Origin of the sequence: Streptomyces tendae, assembly GCF_014650435.1 — a bacterium.
Lineage (GTDB): Bacteria > Actinomycetota > Actinomycetes > Streptomycetales > Streptomycetaceae > Streptomyces > Streptomyces tendae.
This window is the reverse complement of sequence record NZ_BMUY01000012.1, coordinates 15,574-31,235: the sequence shown is the minus strand read 5'-3', so window position 1 is coordinate 31,235 and position 15,662 is coordinate 15,574. Positions and strand designations below refer to the sequence as shown.

The window sequence follows — 15,662 nt, the reverse complement described above, 5'->3', positions numbered from 1 at the left end:
CCTGTCCGTGGCAGCACCGCTCGTCCTGGTCGTCGTCGCCGCCCTGCTCCTCGTGATCGCCTTCCTGCGAAGGCACCGGGCACCGCGTCATACTCCGGACTGACTTCGGGATCCTCGCGCGCCGGCGACGTACAACGGCAAGCGGTTCACCGGTCGGCACACGCGCACCCAGCCGTGAAGGTGCCCGCTCGCACCGCCCGTCACCCGCGGAAGCGGGACGCGTCCGCGGGGAAGTAGCGCAGCTCCGGGTGGGCCGGGTCGAACTGCGGGGCACCGGGCGGCAGGACGGGGTGCAGGGCCTCGAAGACACCGCGTACGGCCTCGTCGGTGTACGCCGCCGCGGTCTCGGTCGCCTGGAGGACCACACCACCCGCCGAGAGCGGGACGACCCGGTGGAAGGCCCCGGTCGCGGCCAGGGCCCCGGGGCCGCCCAGCCGTACGGACAGCTCCTCGGGGCACACCGTGGTCCAGGAGTAGCCCCGGAGGAGTTTCCTGGCCTCGCGCACCGAGTCCCGCACCCGGCGGTTGAGCACGCAGTCAAGATTGGTGTCGTCGGTGGCCGGCCCGTCGACCCCCATCCATGCGAAGGCCGGGTTCACGGCGTCCAGCGCGGCAACGAGAAACCGCACAGCGTCGGCGCAGAACCGGGGATCGTCCAGTTCGCCCATCGCATCACCCAGCAGGAGTTGCGCCCCCATGTTCGGGGGGCGGCTGCCGATGTTCGCGCTGCGCAAGTGGACGAACGGTCTGCCCAGGGGCCTGCGCATGAAGAGCACGTGGGCTCGTGCGGGCTCGCGCAGCAGTTCCTGGCGCATGGCCGTCCACGCCGTGGAGAGTGGTTGGTACTCCCGTTCCTCGGTCCTCTCGTCGGCACGCGAGTTCGCCATGGTGAACATGGCTCCCCGCCGCTCCTGCTCGACGAGATCCTTCAGCGGCCCCGAGAGGGCGGACCCGTACCACGAGGCAAGCCCGTTCCCGACCCCGCCTCTGGTGGCGGCATCAAACGTCGCAATGGCCCGCAAGCCCACGTCCGCGCCCCTTCCTCGGTCTGTTCCCCTACAGCCTAACCACTGGACGGGTCCCGCCGTCCGGTGGTCAGGCGCTACGCCGCGAGTTCGTAGAGCGTTACGCCGCCAACAGTCACCGACGTACCCACGGCCACCCCGCCACCGCTCGGCGCCGTGAACAGGAGGAGCGGAGCGCCTACGGCTACCACCGCCCTGCCCCACTCCGAGCTCCACCAGGGCTGACCCGGCTCGGGGGGATTCGCCATGCCGGTGGCCGACGGCTTGGGCTCGGCACCCGATTTCGCCGACGGGCGTGAGGCCGTCGAGGAATCCGGGCTGGGGCCGGGTCCCGGCGACGGTGACGGCGTTCTCTTGCGCTTGGGATCGACGCCGTAGTAGCGCATGCCTTGGTAGGCGACGTCCTTGTCGCTCCAGACCGTTCCCGTGCGGTCCTTTCCGAAGGCGAATTTCGCTGTGGCAAGTGACGGGCCTCTGGCGACCCTTCGGGTGTCGCCCTTGGAGTCCAGATGGTCCTCGAGTTTGTCGACGTAGCCCTGCAATTGCGCGGGTCCGTCCGCGAACGCGTACTTGTGCTTCTTCGCCGCCGCCTGGTCGCCGGGCTTCGGATTCTTGGAGGCCGTAGGCTTCACTTCCCAGACGTACACGGTGCCGTTGGACCAGAAGATGACGTCGGCCCTGCCGTCGGCCCCGGATCCGTCGGCCTTGGCACCCGGGATCTCGTTGGCCGAGTGGCCGCCGCGTCCGACGTCGACGGTGACGAACCCTTCGACCCCGTACTTCTTCGCCCACGACGCGGCGGCGAAACCGGTGGCGCAGACGGCGGCGTCGTGGGCCGTGTTCTGCCGGGACAGGCAGTTGCCGAGATTGGTCTTTCCGCCGTTGCGCTGAACGACGGGCGTGCCGCCGCCACCGCTCTGGTCGGTGCCGGTGTCACCTCCACCGCCGGTGTCACCACCGCCGCCACCGCCACCGCCACCACCGCCCGATCCCAGGTTGCCCAGCCATGAGCAGTAGCAGAGGAGCAGTCCGGTGGGGTCGCTCTTGCTGACGGGGCTGCCGTTGCTGTAGGCGTATCCGTTCATCTGCAGCGGATCGGCCAGGTCGGTGACCGGGTCGGCGGACAGGAAGCGGCCGGCGTTCTGGTCGTACTCGCGCGCTCCGATGTGGGTCAGTCCGGTCGCCGAGTCGTCGATGCCGACGCCGAGGTAGCCCCGCTTGTTGGGCCAGCTCGCCGGCTTCGGGCCGCGGGACTCGCCGTACGGCTTGAACTCGCGCCGGGTGACGGGCTGGGTGCCGGACAGTTCGACCGATGTGCCGGCCGTGCCGAGGTGGTCGGCGATCAGAACGTGGAGTTTGTGGCCGGTGGTGGCGCCGTTGGCCGCGGTGCGGACGACGGTCGGCGCTCCGGGATGCGCGTAGGACCGGGAGGCACGCGTGATCTTTCCGGTGGCGTCGGTGGTCAGTTCGGTCTCGCCGAGGTGGAGGGTCGCACCCGACGGTGAGTGTTCCAGCAGCCGGTTGCCCGACGCGTCGTAGATGTACGACGTCTTGGTGCCGTCGTCGGTCAGGGACTCCAGCTTGTTGTCGGGCGACCACTTCAGCGACTGGGTGGTCGCCGGCAGGTCGCGGACCTCGGTGTTTCCGGTGACGTCATAGCTGTAGGAACTGCCCTGGCCGGAGGGCGTGGACGCGGTCCAGGACAGGGTGTGGGGCTGGGTGGTGACGTTCTGAGCCGGTGTGGTGGCGCCCGTGACCCTCTTTCCGTAGCTGTAGACGAAGCCGACGTCCTTCGTCGCGTCGGCCGTGTTGTGTTCCGTCATCGTGGCGCGGTTGCCGAGCCAGTCGAAGGTGAACGACTGGTGGTAGGCGGTGGCGCCGGTCGACACCGTGGCGGCGGCGGGCGCGGCGCCGGTCAGGGAGGCCGCGAGCTCCCCGTCGGGCGTGTCGGTGTCGGACGCCGCGTCGGGGGCGTCGGCGACCGGGCCGGAGGAGGGGGCGGCGTCGGTGCGGTGGCCCCAGGTGGCGCCGTTCGCCGCCTTGCACCCGGTGCCGTTGCCCGTCGGTGCGATGCCGGACGTCCAGGCGTTGACCAGCTCGCCCAGCACGTCGTAGGTGAAGCACTGGTTGTCCCAGACGGAGCCGGTCGCGCCGCTGAGTTTGCGGGCGTTGGAGGTGATGGTGCCGGACTCGTCGTAGGAGTAGTAGCTGTCGTTGATGGCGTGCGGGGAGGCGGTCTCCCGGTCGGTGACCGTCCGCTGGAGGCGCCCGGTGTGCGCGTCGACGAAGTTGGTCGTCCACACCCGGTAGGGCTGTGCCCCGGAAACCGTGCGCAGGACCTCGCCGTAGGGCGAGTACGTTGCGTCGGAGGTGTACCAGGAGAGCCCGGAGGTGGACTCGGCCAGTCCGTCGTCGTTGTAGCGCGTGATGACCTTCTCGGCCGCGAGTCCGCCCTTGGCCGGCATCGTCACGGTCTGCGGGCGCCCGGTGGGGCTGTAGCTGTAGGTGTAGCCGTAGGTGCCGGAGACACCGGTGGTCATGGAGTTCGCGGGGATCACGGTCTCCTGGCCGGTGGGCCGGTATCCGGCGTCGTAGCCGGTGGTCCTCGTGATGTAGTCGCCGGAGGCGTCGTGCCGGATGGCCGCGACCGGCTGTCCCAGCGCGCCGGGCAGTGAGTCGTAGGTGAACTCCTTGACCGGCGCCGCGGTCGCCGAGCCCTCGCGGACCGCGGTCGTGCGGCCGAGGACGTCGTACGCCGTGTACATCGACTGCCCGCGCGCGTTGGTGACCTCGACCGGACGGTCCGCGTCGTCGTACTCCGTCTCGGTGGTGCCGGTGTCCGGGTCGGTCGCCGAGGTGACGCGGCCCCGGGCGTCGTACGTGTAGGACCAGACGTTGCCTGCCGGGTCGGTGACCTTCTCTCGGTTGCCGCGCTTGTCGTAGGTGTACGACGTGACCCGCCGCCCGGTGTTGTCGGTGTCCGTGTAGTGCTGCACGGAGGTGACTCGGCCGAGCGCGTCGGTGAAGGACTTGCTCGACGGGGCGGTGCTGCCGGGCGGGTCGACGAACGTGCTGGTGTCGGTGTAGTAGGTGTAGGCCGCGAACTTGAAGTCCTGGCCGTGGTAGGTGGAGAGCCGGACCTGTCGGCCGAGGCCGTCGTAGCGGCTCTTGGTCCAGTTCGGTATCAGGGTGTTGGACCTGGGCTCGAAGAGCTCGGCGGCGGGCTGCCCCTTGGCGAGGTAGCCGCCGGTCTTCTCGTAGAGCAGACCTTGGTCGTTGTAGGTGGTGTCGACGATGATGCGACCGGCCCCGTGGGCCTCGGACTGGCTCTGGACGTCGCGCATCAGGCCGTCGTAGATCGTGACCTGTGTGGCGTACGAGCCGTCGTCCTTGAGGGATTTCATCGTGACCGAGGCGGGGCGGGTCCGATCGGGTGTCGCGTCGGCCGCCTGATAGCTGAACTGGACGTCCGGCGCGGACGCCGTCGAGCGTGCCGCCGACCATCCCTTGACCAGTCGGCCGAGACCGTCGTACTCGGTGCGCGAGACACGTCCGTTGGGGTCCGTGACGGTGAGCCCCAGCCCGCGGCCCGGGTCGAACGTCGTGGTGGTGGCGTGGCCCTTGGCGTTGATCACCTTGGTGGAGGTGACCGGTCCTCCCGTGTCACCGGGGGTGTACTTGGTCTCGGTGGTTCCCGCGCCCGGCTTGGTGACGGTACGCACACGGCCCAGGGGGTCGTAGGTGGTGCCGGTGACGACGGAGTGGGCGGTGCCCTTGCCGTCGATCTCGGCGACGCTGGTGGCGATGCCTCTTGTCGGAGTGGCCCCGTACGCCAGATCGTCGTAGGAGATGCGCCGTGAGCTCTTCAACTCGGTGGCCGGGTCCGCGGTGTCGAAGTCCGCGCACCGGGTGGCCGTGGTGCGCTGCTCCTTGGGCAGACCGATCAGCCAGTCCACGGTGTTGTGCACATAGCTGGTCCGGCTGCAGCGGTACTGGGACAGGCTCTCGCCGGTTCCGTCCGGCTTGACGACCATGGTCTCGACCTGCACGGGCAGACCATGGGTGGCGTCGACCTCGGTCAGTGTGCGGACGGCCTGCCAGCTGGTGTCGACGGTCTGGATGGTGTCGATGCGCTTGATGCCGCCGCGGTGGGCGAGCAGCGGGGTGAGCGTTGTCCCGTCCTCTCCTTCGCGGGGGCGCGACGCGGTCTGCTGGGACCAGGGGTAGTTCAGGACGCGTTTGACGATCCGGCCGTCGGAACTGGCGTAGGTGATGCCCTCGGCGGTCAGTCCGGCGTACTGGCGGGCGTCGTCCGCCACCAGGGTGTGGGTGCCGGTCGAGTCCTTCACCGCGCCGCCCACGCCCTGGAAGTAGCGGGTGACGCCGTACGACTGGGACTGCGGTTCCCCGAGCTGCGAGGAGGACTTGCTGCCCCGGGTGACGGACACCTGTCGGTAGCCGCGCCAGTCGCTGTACGTGCGCAGGGCCGCACGCGTGAACTCGTCGTCGCTCTTGGACCAGGCCGGGCCCGTGTACGCGTACTTCGTGTGAATGGGTCTGCCGTGGGAGGTGACGTTGTCGGTCTCGGTGACCGAGGCGACCACGTACTTGTTGAACCACGCCTTGGCGGGCTTCTTCTCCTCGCCGTCCGGGGACCAGCGCAGGGGGAAGCAGGTGGTGTTGTCCCTGCCCTTGTCCTCGGCGGGCTCGACGGCACATCCCCCGGTGTACTCGACCTCGATGTCGCCTCCGTACTCGGTGGCGACGGTGCCGATGCGCGGCCGGGTGAAGCCGGGTCGCTGGTCGCCGCTTCCGGTGGGGACGAGGTTGGGAAGCTGCCGGTCCTTCAGACGTGTGCGCAGTGGCGAGGAGGAGCCGACGGTGTAGTGGGCGAAGCTAACGCCGTCCTTGGACTGGACGGTGCCGGTGCTGTCGCCCGGCCCGTATCCGGTGCGGGTGATGGAGTTGAGCCACAGGCCGGGCGAGGTGTCGTACCAGTCCTCGGGGAACGACTGGTGCAGGGTGTAGGTGTCGACCTTCTGGAGCGCGGCCGACCCGGGTCGCTGGGCGTAGGTGGTGACGGCGGACAGCCGCAGCCGGGTCCAGAAGGACGGGAAGGCGGGGCAGAGTTTGGAGGTGGCCTTGCAGTTGAGGTTGCCGGGGCTGTCCCACCAGGGCCGGTAGGCGCCGGGGTCGTCGGTCTTGTCGAAGTTGGCGCCGTCGCAGATCGTGGCCGACGCCAGGCACCGCTGGGCGGCCAGCAGGTCGACGCGGGCCGCGGGACTGGTCAGGTCCGGCTCGCGCATACCGTACTCGATGGAGTCCGGATAAGCGGCGCGGTCGTAGGCCTCCGGCGTCTTGAACTTCTTGCGTACCGCGTAGTGGTTCACGGACTGGTGCCAGTCGACGACCATCACGTTGCCGTGGACGTCGACGACCTTGTCCAGCCCCCAGCGCCAGGCCTGCTGCTTGCCCGCGCCGCAGCGCGAGTCGGCGTAGGCGGCCGCGTGACAGGGCTCACCGGGGTGGTTGCCGAAGACGGGGACCGTGGAGACGGAGTCGGTATCGGCGTGGCCTCCGCCGACCTTGTTCAGGCCGAAGTGGTACTTGGTGCCGTCGGGGGTGGTGACGACCCAGTACTCGCCGTTGTTGTCGCCGTTGGCGCCGCCCACCCGGTGTTCGACGCGGGTCCCGTCGTCCCGCATCGGCCGGTAGATCTCGGTGGCGGTCTCGGGGTTGCTCCCGGCAACCCTCACCAGTTCGGTGGTGCTGCCGGCCAGCGACATCACGGCGTTGTACGACACCCAGCACAGGTCGGGCGTCTTGTCCTTCGAGGCGGTGTTGTTGGGTGTGCCGGCGTCGAGCGTCTTGCGGTCGTCCTCGCAGTTGCGATAGCGGCGCTCGATGTGCCCGGGGTCGTAGTCCCAGCCCTCGCCGATCCAGGATGCCTGCGGCGAGGACACCGCGGTACGTCCGTCCACGCTCTGGGAGTTGTAGGCGAAGACGACCTTGGGCGCCGGTCCGGCCGGGGCCGGCGGCACGACGAGCGGGTACGTCCAGGTGAACGCGCCGGAGGAACCTCCCGCCTCCCATTTGCCGTTGGACGCGAGGGGCGTGGCCTTGAACGAGCCGCCCGCGCCGCTGCCGGAGTCGACGGCGCCGACCACCGCGGTGTCCCCCGTCGCGGCGACACTCGTCGAGGTGCGGTAGGCCGCCCGCGCCACCGACGCACCGGTGCGCGGTGCCGGTGCGGCGGCGGATGCCTGGGTGACGGTGCCGTCGGCGGCGGTGTCGACGGTCGCGGTGATGGACTCGCTCCCGGTGTCGTTGGCGGTCTCCAGCTCGACGTACTGCTGACACGCCTCGTCGTCCGGGGTCACCAGGTAGCACTCGGGGAACTGCACGAACCGCAGGCGGGATGCCCAGTCGGCACCGTAGAGGTTCTTGAACTCGGAGTAGTCCAGCTTCACCGCGACGGGTACGGAACCGCTCGCCGGTGCCTGAACGGTGACGACCGTGCCGTCCACGCCCTGGGCCACGGAGTCGGTGCGGTCGGCGACGGTCACCTGCCACGTCCCCGTCGGCGCCGGCTGGTCCGGCGCCCGGCCGAGGCTGACCGGCAGATCGCCGACCGGGGTGAGCGCCGCGGGTGCGGCGTCGGCCCCCGTGCTCCGGGCCGAGGCCGGGGTCACGGGGGAACCGGAACCGAAGGTGACCGTGCCGGACTCCGCGGGAGGCGCGGCGGTCGTGCCGGCGGGGGCCTGCTCCTGGTCTTCGGGCACCTCGACCTTCAGGGATTCGAGGCTCTTGTCGAAGACCTCACCGGTGACCGGTGGATCGGTCTCCAGCGGCTCCAGCGTCAGCGTCTCGCGGCCCTTCTCCGCCGTCGCCGGGTCGGGCGGGAGCGCCGTCGATGCTGTGGGCAGCAAGCCGGTCAGCAATGCCGCCCCGAGAGCGGGTACGACGATGAGCCGCGTTCTGCGAAAGCGGGCACGGCGAAGTCGACTGAACAAGACGAGGTCCCCCCGGACCACTCGGAGCGGGACCGGAGCGGACCTCGCGTGATGGCGTATCAGATCGCGGCGATTATGTGGTGAACCTGTGAACCTGCACCAGCTTCGCCATCTTGGTGTGAACACGATCACACCGCATGTCGGGTGAAGAAGCCATCGACGGCGCAGATCACGAGCTGTCACTCCTAACGGGATCTCCGCCCCAGGAGCGCACGACCGCCTTCATATCCGGTGAAGAACCGGCAAAGGCCCCCGGCTGTCGCGCCGTCACGGGCCGATATCTCCCCATGTGCTCTCCGGGGACTGCCGGCATCCGACCACGGTCGCGGCTGCCGCCCACACGGCCACCGCGCGAGCACCACAGGACGCCGATCTCCCGTGCCGGATGACGGGAGATGCCTGATGAGTCATCATCAGCTCGCTTCGCCATGCCCGTTTCGGATCGGGGAGGTCCGCCGCGCATGGCACGGCTCTGCATTCCCGGCGACGCCCGAACGGCGTGCGCCGGTTCCAGGGGGGAAGGGAACCACCGAACCATGAAGCGCAACTGGCGCCTCGGGCGCGGCCGTCGGGCCACCGCGGCGACGGCCGTCGCCGCGGCCCTCGTGGCGATCACCCTCAGCTGTGCGGGCCTCGGCACGGAGGACTCCGCGGGCCGTGACGACGCGGGACGCGGCCGTCACACCGGGCCGGTGAACGAGGCCGAGGCGATTTCCCGCGCGGCGAAGAGCGGCAAGCCGGTCGAGGTGACAGCGCTGCGGACGCCCCGTTCCACCACCTGGGCCCGGCCCGACGGGCTCATGGCCAAGCAGCTGTACTCCTCGCCGGTCCGGGCCAAGGTGGACGGCCGGTGGACGGCCATCGACCGTGATCTGCACCGCACCGCCGACGGCTGGGAGCCCAGGGCCACCAACACCCGGATGGTCTTCTCCGCCGGTTCCGGGCAACGGGCCGGCGGCCGTGCCTCGCGTGCCGGAGCGCACCGGGTCTCCCTCGTCGCGGGGAAGGCGGCGGCAGCCGAGACGCAGACACCTCTGGCGACGCTGTACGTCGACGGATACACCATCGAGCTGACCTGGCCGGGCACCGTCCCGGCTCCCGTGATCGACGGCTCACGCGCGCTGTACCCGGAGATCTTCCCGGGGGCCGACCTGGTGCTGACCGCCGACGACGACGGATTCGCCCAGCTCGTGGTGCTGAAGAATCGCCAGGCCGCGGCCGACCCGCGCGCCAAGGCGCTGGCGTACGGCATCACCTCCCCGGACCTCACCTTCCGTCTCGATCCGGTCTCCGAAATCCTCACGGCCGAGAGCGCCTACGGCGACGAGGTCGCGACCTCCCCGACGCCGTTGATGTGGGACAGCAGCGGGCTCCCGGCCGTCACCGACAGCACGGTGGGCGCCACGGCCCAGCCGACCGCCGCGGAGACGCCCGGCCCCACGGAGACACCCGGCCCCACGCCCGAGGAGAGCCCGAGCCCGTCCGTGGAGGCGCCCGTCGAGGCGGACGAGCAGACCGACCCGTACGCCGAGGTACTGCCGTCCGCCACCGACGGCCCCCAGGTGGCACCGTCCGAGTCCCCGCTGCCCTCCGCACCGCCGGAACCGGCACCCGCGCCTTCGCAGACCGGCCCGGCGGCGACACTGAGCCTGCCGTCCCTCGACGGCCCCTCCCCCGATTCCCGTGGCGAGCTCGTCGACGCCGATCTGTCGGGAGCCACCTGGACGCTCACCCCCGACCAGTCCTTCCTCGCGGACCCGGCCACCACCTACCCCGTGTTCATCGACCCCTCGGTCAAGAAGCACACCCAGAACTGGACCACCGCGTACAGCCGCCATCCCAACGCCACGTTCTACAACGGCAAGGGCTTCAACAAGGGCGGTACGCACGACGCGCGCGTCGGCTTCGAGTCCGACACATGGGGCACCTCCCGGTCGTACTTCAACATCGCCTTCGACAAGGATCTCAAGGGGGCCCAGATCACCAGCGCGAAGCTGCGCATGCTGGAGACCTACTCCTGGTCCTGCAGCGCCCGGTCGATGAGCGTGCACCTGACCGGACCGGTCAACTCGCACACCAACTGGAAGAACGCGCCCAAGCTGCACGACGGCAACAAGTTCGCGACCAAGAGCTTCGCGCACGGCTACAAGTCCGGCTGCCGCGACGCCTACGAGACCTTCGACGTGCGCAAGGCCGCCCAGAAGCAGGCCGACCAGGGCAAGGGCAGCATCACCTTCGGACTCCGTGCCCGGGACGAGCACTCCCAGTACGCCTGGAAGAAGTTCCAGGCCAACGGTGACAACGCCCCCGTCCTGGAGCTCGTGTACAACCGCAAGCCGAACGCGCCGACATCCCTGGATCTCGGTCCGGACGCCAAGTGCACCACCACCGAGCCGTATGTCCGCATGGGTTCGGGCAGCCTGACCTTCACCGCGAAGGCGTCGGACAAGGACAAGAACCTCGACTACCTCGACTTCGACCTCTGGCCGACCAACAAGCTGTCCACCTCCGGCGATCTCCTCGGCTCAACCGGAAAGGTGTCCGTCGGCGGGGACACCGGCACGGCCCTGCGGACCACGTCCGCGTTCTCGACGAGCAGGCTCACCAACGGCACCCTCTACTCCTGGCGGGTGAGGGCCGTCGACGACGCCGGAGCCACCTCGGCCTATTCTCCGGCGAAGACGCCCTGCCGCTTCATCCTGGACACCTCGGCACCCAAGCCGCCGAAGGTCAGCTCCACCGACTTCCCGAACGCCGACGGCAATGAGAACGGCTTCGGCAACGACGCCGAGGACGCGAACTGGAGCAGCAAGAAGTTCGGCACCCCCGGCTCGTTCACCGTCCGCGCGCTCAACACCGACGCCGTGCGCTATGAGTACGGATTCAACTCCGCCAGCTATCCGTTCTCGCTCGCCCGCACGGCCGGCACGGCCACCACCGTCAGCGCCACCATCAGCAACGCCAAGCCGCCGACCGCCGGCCCCAATGTGCTCTACGTCCGGGCGGTCGACGGTGCGGGCAACGTCTCGGAGCCGACGAAGTACTTCTTCTACGTCTCGCCCCGCGACCAGGCCGACGCACCGGGAGACTTCACCGGCGACAAGCTGGCCGACCTCATGGTGATCACGGAGGGCGGCAACCTCGCCCTCTACCCCTCGCAGGCCACCAACGACCTCGCCAAGGGCAGCGGGGACCTGGACTACTCCATGTCCGGCGCCTACCGGGGCAACCCCGACAAGGACCCGCAGGGAGACGATCTGCCGCCCTTCGTCGCCGCGCCCTCGGGACACTTCAAGGGCGCTCTGATCACGCACAACGGCGACGTCTACGGCGGTGACGGCCTCCAGGACCTGGTGGTCCGGGTCGGCGGCAGGCTCTGGGTGTATCCCGGCGACGGCTACGGGGCCGTCAACATCGACAAGCGACGGGAGATCCTGTTGCCGGCCGGTGCGCCCGCCCCCGCCGATCTCACACAGATCGTGGCGGCGGGCGACGCCACCGGAGACGGTCTGACCGACTTCTTCGCCACCGTGGGTGACGCGCTGTGGGTGTTCACCGGCTACAACGGCGCCTCGATGGACAAGGCCACCCGCCTGTCCTCGTCCCCCTGGACCGAACGCGACATCGTCACCGTCCAGGATGTCTCGGGCGACGGCGTCACCGACCTCGTCTACCGCACCGATGTCACCGGCAGGCTGCTGCTCCGCAAGGGCATCGCGGCCTCCGGCGGAGGGGTGGACCTCACCTCGCTGGCCGCCGCGGTCAACTCGGCGGGGGGCGTGGACACCGAGTACGGCGCCTCGGGCTGGGGCAGCGGGAGCATCCCGCATCTGATCGGCACGCCGGACGTCAACGGGGACGCGATCCCCGACATCTGGACCGTGCGCTCCGACGGGTCCGTGAGGTTCTACGCGGGCGGCCGGACCGTGCTGGCCGGCTCCGGCACGCAGATCATCGGCGCCGCGAGCTACTGGAAAACGCGCCTCGCCATCGGCTGACGCCGCACGAAGCGCGGGCGTGCAGCATGGCGAGGAGGACCAGGGTCCGGGCGGCCAGGGCGGCCCGGAGCCGCGTCGAGGCCCGTGCCGGCCTGTCCGGGCCCGGGCCGTCGCTCGCCTTGATGGACCCGCAGAGCTTCAGGACGCCGGGGCGGGGTCCGGCAAGGGGATCCAGGTGTGTGCCCACGCGATGATCGCGTCGAGGACCGGCTCCAGGTCGCGGCCCTTGGGCGTCTCAGCCGCAGTGCCTCGTCACGGTCCCGCCGGTCCAGTGCGTCGACCAGGTCCCGGCGGAGCTCGTGTCCGCGGGCACGAGCGCGGCGCAGATGATCAAGCAGGTGGTCACCACGCTGAAGATGACGCCCGTCTTCGAGGCGGTGTCCATCCCCTTCGTGCAGCAGTTCCTCGACGACGACAAGCGCACCCGGTCTGCGTGCGCTTTCGCACGGCGATCGAGATGATCGGCACCCGCTGGACCGGAGCGATCCTGCCCGTGCAGGTGGAGTACCGACTGCTGACATCAGAGGTCGCAATGGCCCGCAAGCCCACCCCCGCTCCCTTCCTCGGGCTGCCCCCTGCAGCCTGACCCGCGGCCGGGTCCCACCGGCCGGTGGTCAGGCGCCACGCGGCGAAGAGGAGGAGCGGAGAGCCTACGGCGAGCACCGCCCTGCCCCAAGAAGTACGGCGATGACGGCCAGGCGGACCGGGAGGGACTAGCAGGCGGCGGCTTCCTCCACCGTCGAGCGCACCGTGAGCAGCGCGTCGACTCCGGTGATCTCCAGGAGGCGGCACAGCTGCCGGGTCGGCGCGGCCACGCGGAGGTCGACCGTCCGGTGGGTGAGGATCAGCAGGTTCAACAGGCTCGAGTCGGCGAAGGTGATGCCGGAAGCGTCCAGGACCACCTTCGAGTGCTCCGCCGCCGCCCTGTCCAGCGCCTCCGTCAGAGGGGCGATCGAGCTCAGGTCGAAGGAGCCGCGGGCGCCGACGACCTGGGCGCCGCCACACACGTACCGCACGACCGACGGCTGCTCGGAGCCCTGCCGGCGGCTCACGTGGGCAGCGTCGGTGTGCCCGGCGCCCGCTTCGCTCAAAGACACGTTCCCTCCTTCGTCCGCACAGAGCTCCCGTCCTCAATTGCACGAAAAGTATGTCACGTATCGAGGTTCACGCAAAGCCGTTCTCTAGAATGCCGTCCATGGTAGAAGTGCCCGAGCCTCATTCCGGATGGACGTTCGTCACCAACCACGCTCGCGTGCTGGCGGCCATCGCCGACAATCCGAACGTACGGATCCGCGACATCGCCGCCCACTGCCGGCTCACCGAGCGCGCCGTCCAGCGGATCATCGCCGACCTCGAACAGGACGGCTACCTCTCCCACACCCGCGACGGACGCACCAACACCTACCGCATCCAGCCGGACAAGGTCCTGCGCCATCCCGCCGAAGCGGACCTGACCGTGGCCTCGCTGCTCTCGCTGCTCGTGCAGGACGAGAAGACACCGTGAGGTGACGGTGTCCGACCGCCCGCGGGGTCGTCACGGCCGCGGCCTGGTCGCGAACACCCAGCGGTTGCCTCCCAGCGCGTCGTTCTGCTCGGGCAGCGGACCGCGTCCATGGCGGCGGGTGAAGTCGAAGGGGGTGTGGACCGAGGTGGTCCAGCCCCGGTCCCCGAGGGCGGCCGCGGAGTCGGGACGCGGTTCCCTGCTGAACAGGTCGAGCAGGTCGATGCCGAGTTGGTGGTGCGTCGAGGTGTAGAGCGGGCTGTCGCGGTGTTCCAGCAGGTCCTTGTCGAGCTTGACCTCGTAGGCCAGGGCGCTCCCCGGTGCGCTCAGCCGGTCCACCGCACCGATCAGGTACGTCTCGGCCGCACTGGGCAGGTAGAACAGCAGCCCCTCGACCAGCCAGACGGTGGGTGCCGCCGGGTCGAAGCCGGCGTCGGTCAGCGCGCCGGCCCAGTCCTCGCGCAGATCGGTCGGGATCGGTACGCGGGTGGTCCGCGGCACGGCGGAAGCGGCGCCGAGCACCTCGTGCTTGAAGGCCAGTACGCCGTCCCTGTCGATCTCGTAGAGGACGCATCCGGGGGGCCAGTCGAGGCGGAACGCGCGGGTGTCCAGTCCGGCACCGAGCAGCACCACCTGGCGGGCGCCGCCCGCGTGCAGCGAGTCGAGGAGGAAGTCGTCGAGGACTCTCGTCCGCAGTCCGAAGTAGCGCGCGAACCTCCCCCACAGTGGGTTCGCGTCCCCGTCGGGCACCTGGCGCAGGCGCACGGGCCAGCCCGCGGACGCCGGTGCGGCACGTACGAAGTGCTCGGCGTAGACGTCTTGGGCCAGGCTGTCGGCGCGATGGGTCTCGATCGCCCGGGCCGCCGCCACGAGGAGCGCGGTCACCCCGACGCCCCCTTCCACGCCTTCCACATCGGTGTCTCGCTGTGCGGTGTCGGCCATGCTTTCTCCCATGTCGGTCGTGGATGAGGGGGCGGCACGAGCGGCCGCCGGCGGGTCGGCCCCGTGATCACTCGGGCATCGGTCCCGTGGTCACTCGGGGATCAGTACGGGTTTGACGACACGGCCCGCGTCGCAGTCGTGTTCGGCCTCGTTGATGTCCGCCAGCGGATAGGTGCGGATCAGTTGGTCGAAGGGGAACAGCCCGTCCTGCCACAGCGCCGTCAGCCGCGGGACGAGGAGGCCGGGGACCGCGTCGCCCTCGCAGATGTGCGAGATGCTGCGGCCCCGGTCCAGGGTTCCCGGTGCGAGCGGCAGGGCGGTGTGCAGCCGTGCCACCAGTCCGAGATGTCCGGTGGGGCGTAATGACCGGAGGGCGTCGTTGATCAGCGCGCCGTCGCCCGTGGTGTCCAGTGCGTGCCGGGCGCCGCCGTCGGTCAGCCGTCGGATGCGTGCGGGCAGGTCGCTCGCCCCGGCGTGCAGCGGGATGGCGTGGAACCGCTCGGCGAGCGCCAGGCGTTCGGGGTTCCGGTCGACGGCCACCGTCGTCGCCCCCGCCGCGGTGGCCGCCATCACCGCGGCCAGCCCGACGGCGCCCGCGCCGAACACCGCGAGGGTGTCGCCGGGGGCGACGCCGAACGAGTTGAGGACCGCCCCGGCCCCGGTGAGGAAGCCGCAGCCGAGCGGGCCGAGCAGTTCGACGGGCAGCGCCGGATCCACCCGTACGGCGTTGCGGGCCGGCACCCTCGCGTACTCGGCGAAGGAGGACTGTCCGAACCAGCGGGGGGCCAGCGCTCCCCCGGCCGCGTCGGTGAACCGGGAGGCGCTCTCCTCGCGTCCGCCGAAGAGGTTCAGGGCGGCGAAGGAGTCGCAGTACGCGGGGGCGGCGCCCAGGCAGGCGCGGCAGTGCCCGCAGGAGTCGAAGCTCAACACGACGTGGTCGCCGACGTGCAGACCGGTGGCCGCGCCGCCCGTCTCGACCACGACTCCCGCGCCCTCGTGACCGAGCACGGCCGGCAGGGGACTGCGGCCCGCGGAGCGTCGCACGGCGAGGTCGGTCCGGCACATTCCGCAGCCCGCGATCCGCACCACCACCTCCCCGTCGGCCGGGCCCTCGCTCAGCATCACCTCCTCCAGCGCGAACGGCGCGTCGTAGGAGCGCAGCACGGCCGCACGGAACTTCACG

General features: G+C 70.3%; 8 protein-coding genes. 3 read left to right on the top strand and 5 right to left on the bottom strand.

Translation table 11 applies throughout. The features are described 5' to 3' along the window. Window positions 1-200: 200 nt before the first annotated feature. Both IE258_RS28710 and IE258_RS28705 read right to left on the bottom strand, forming a co-directional pair. Window positions 201-887 carry a hypothetical protein gene (locus IE258_RS28710; protein ID WP_189748196.1) on the bottom strand — a complete coding sequence of 229 codons (687 nt, stop codon included), beginning with the start codon at window positions 885-887 and terminating at the stop codon, window positions 201-203. A 215-nt stretch (window positions 888-1,102) separates the two neighbouring features. Beyond that, complete coding sequence (locus tag IE258_RS28705) at window positions 1,103-8,038, bottom strand: RHS repeat-associated core domain-containing protein (protein WP_189748195.1); 6,936 nt, start codon at window positions 8,036-8,038, stop codon at window positions 1,103-1,105. 536 nt (window positions 8,039-8,574) lie between these two features. On the opposite strand from IE258_RS28705, the gene IE258_RS28700 reads away from it, so the two are divergent. Next, the gene (locus tag IE258_RS28700; RefSeq protein WP_189748193.1) at window positions 8,575-12,036 is read left to right on the top strand and encodes a DNRLRE domain-containing protein; all 3,462 of its coding nucleotides are present in this window, start codon (window positions 8,575-8,577) and stop codon (window positions 12,034-12,036) included. Window positions 12,037-12,335: 299 nt separating this feature from the next. Then, window positions 12,336-12,497, top strand: coding sequence for a hypothetical protein (locus IE258_RS42100; protein WP_229892493.1), 162 nt, complete (start codon window positions 12,336-12,338; stop codon window positions 12,495-12,497). Window positions 12,498-12,749: 252 nt separating this feature from the next. On the opposite strand, the gene IE258_RS28690 is transcribed toward IE258_RS42100, so the two are convergent. Continuing rightward, complete coding sequence (locus tag IE258_RS28690; RefSeq protein WP_189748191.1) at window positions 12,750-13,133, bottom strand: STAS domain-containing protein; 384 nt, start codon at window positions 13,131-13,133, stop codon at window positions 12,750-12,752. Between the two features lie 98 nt (window positions 13,134-13,231). Between IE258_RS28690 and IE258_RS28685 the strand changes: the two genes are divergently transcribed. Next, window positions 13,232-13,540, top strand: a complete 309-nt coding sequence (locus IE258_RS28685) for a helix-turn-helix transcriptional regulator (RefSeq protein WP_189748189.1) — start codon at window positions 13,232-13,234, stop codon at window positions 13,538-13,540. 30 nt (window positions 13,541-13,570) lie between these two features. On the opposite strand, the gene IE258_RS28680 is transcribed toward IE258_RS28685, so the two are convergent. Both IE258_RS28680 and IE258_RS28675 read right to left on the bottom strand, forming a co-directional pair. Further along, entirely contained in the window at window positions 13,571-14,479 is a 909-nt protein-coding gene (locus tag IE258_RS28680) for a class I SAM-dependent methyltransferase (protein WP_189748188.1), read from the bottom strand. Between the two features lie 90 nt (window positions 14,480-14,569). Further along, entirely contained in the window at window positions 14,570-15,661 is a 1,092-nt protein-coding gene (locus IE258_RS28675) for an NAD(P)-dependent alcohol dehydrogenase (protein WP_189748186.1), read from the bottom strand. Window position 15,662 lies beyond the last annotated feature (1 nt).

What these genes read in the sequence shown, in the direction of transcription:
- IE258_RS28710 (WP_189748196.1), bottom strand. Translation starts at nt 887, where the DNA reads ATGGCGAACTCGCGTGCCGACGAGAGGACCGAGGAACGGGAGTACCAA.
- IE258_RS28700 (WP_189748193.1), top strand. Translation starts at nt 8,575, where the DNA reads ATGAAGCGCAACTGGCGCCTCGGGCGCGGCCGTCGGGCCACCGCGGCG.
- IE258_RS28685 (WP_189748189.1), top strand. Translation starts at nt 13,232, where the DNA reads ATGGTAGAAGTGCCCGAGCCTCATTCCGGATGGACGTTCGTCACCAAC.
- IE258_RS28680 (WP_189748188.1), bottom strand. Translation starts at nt 14,479, where the DNA reads ATGGCCGACACCGCACAGCGAGACACCGATGTGGAAGGCGTGGAAGGG.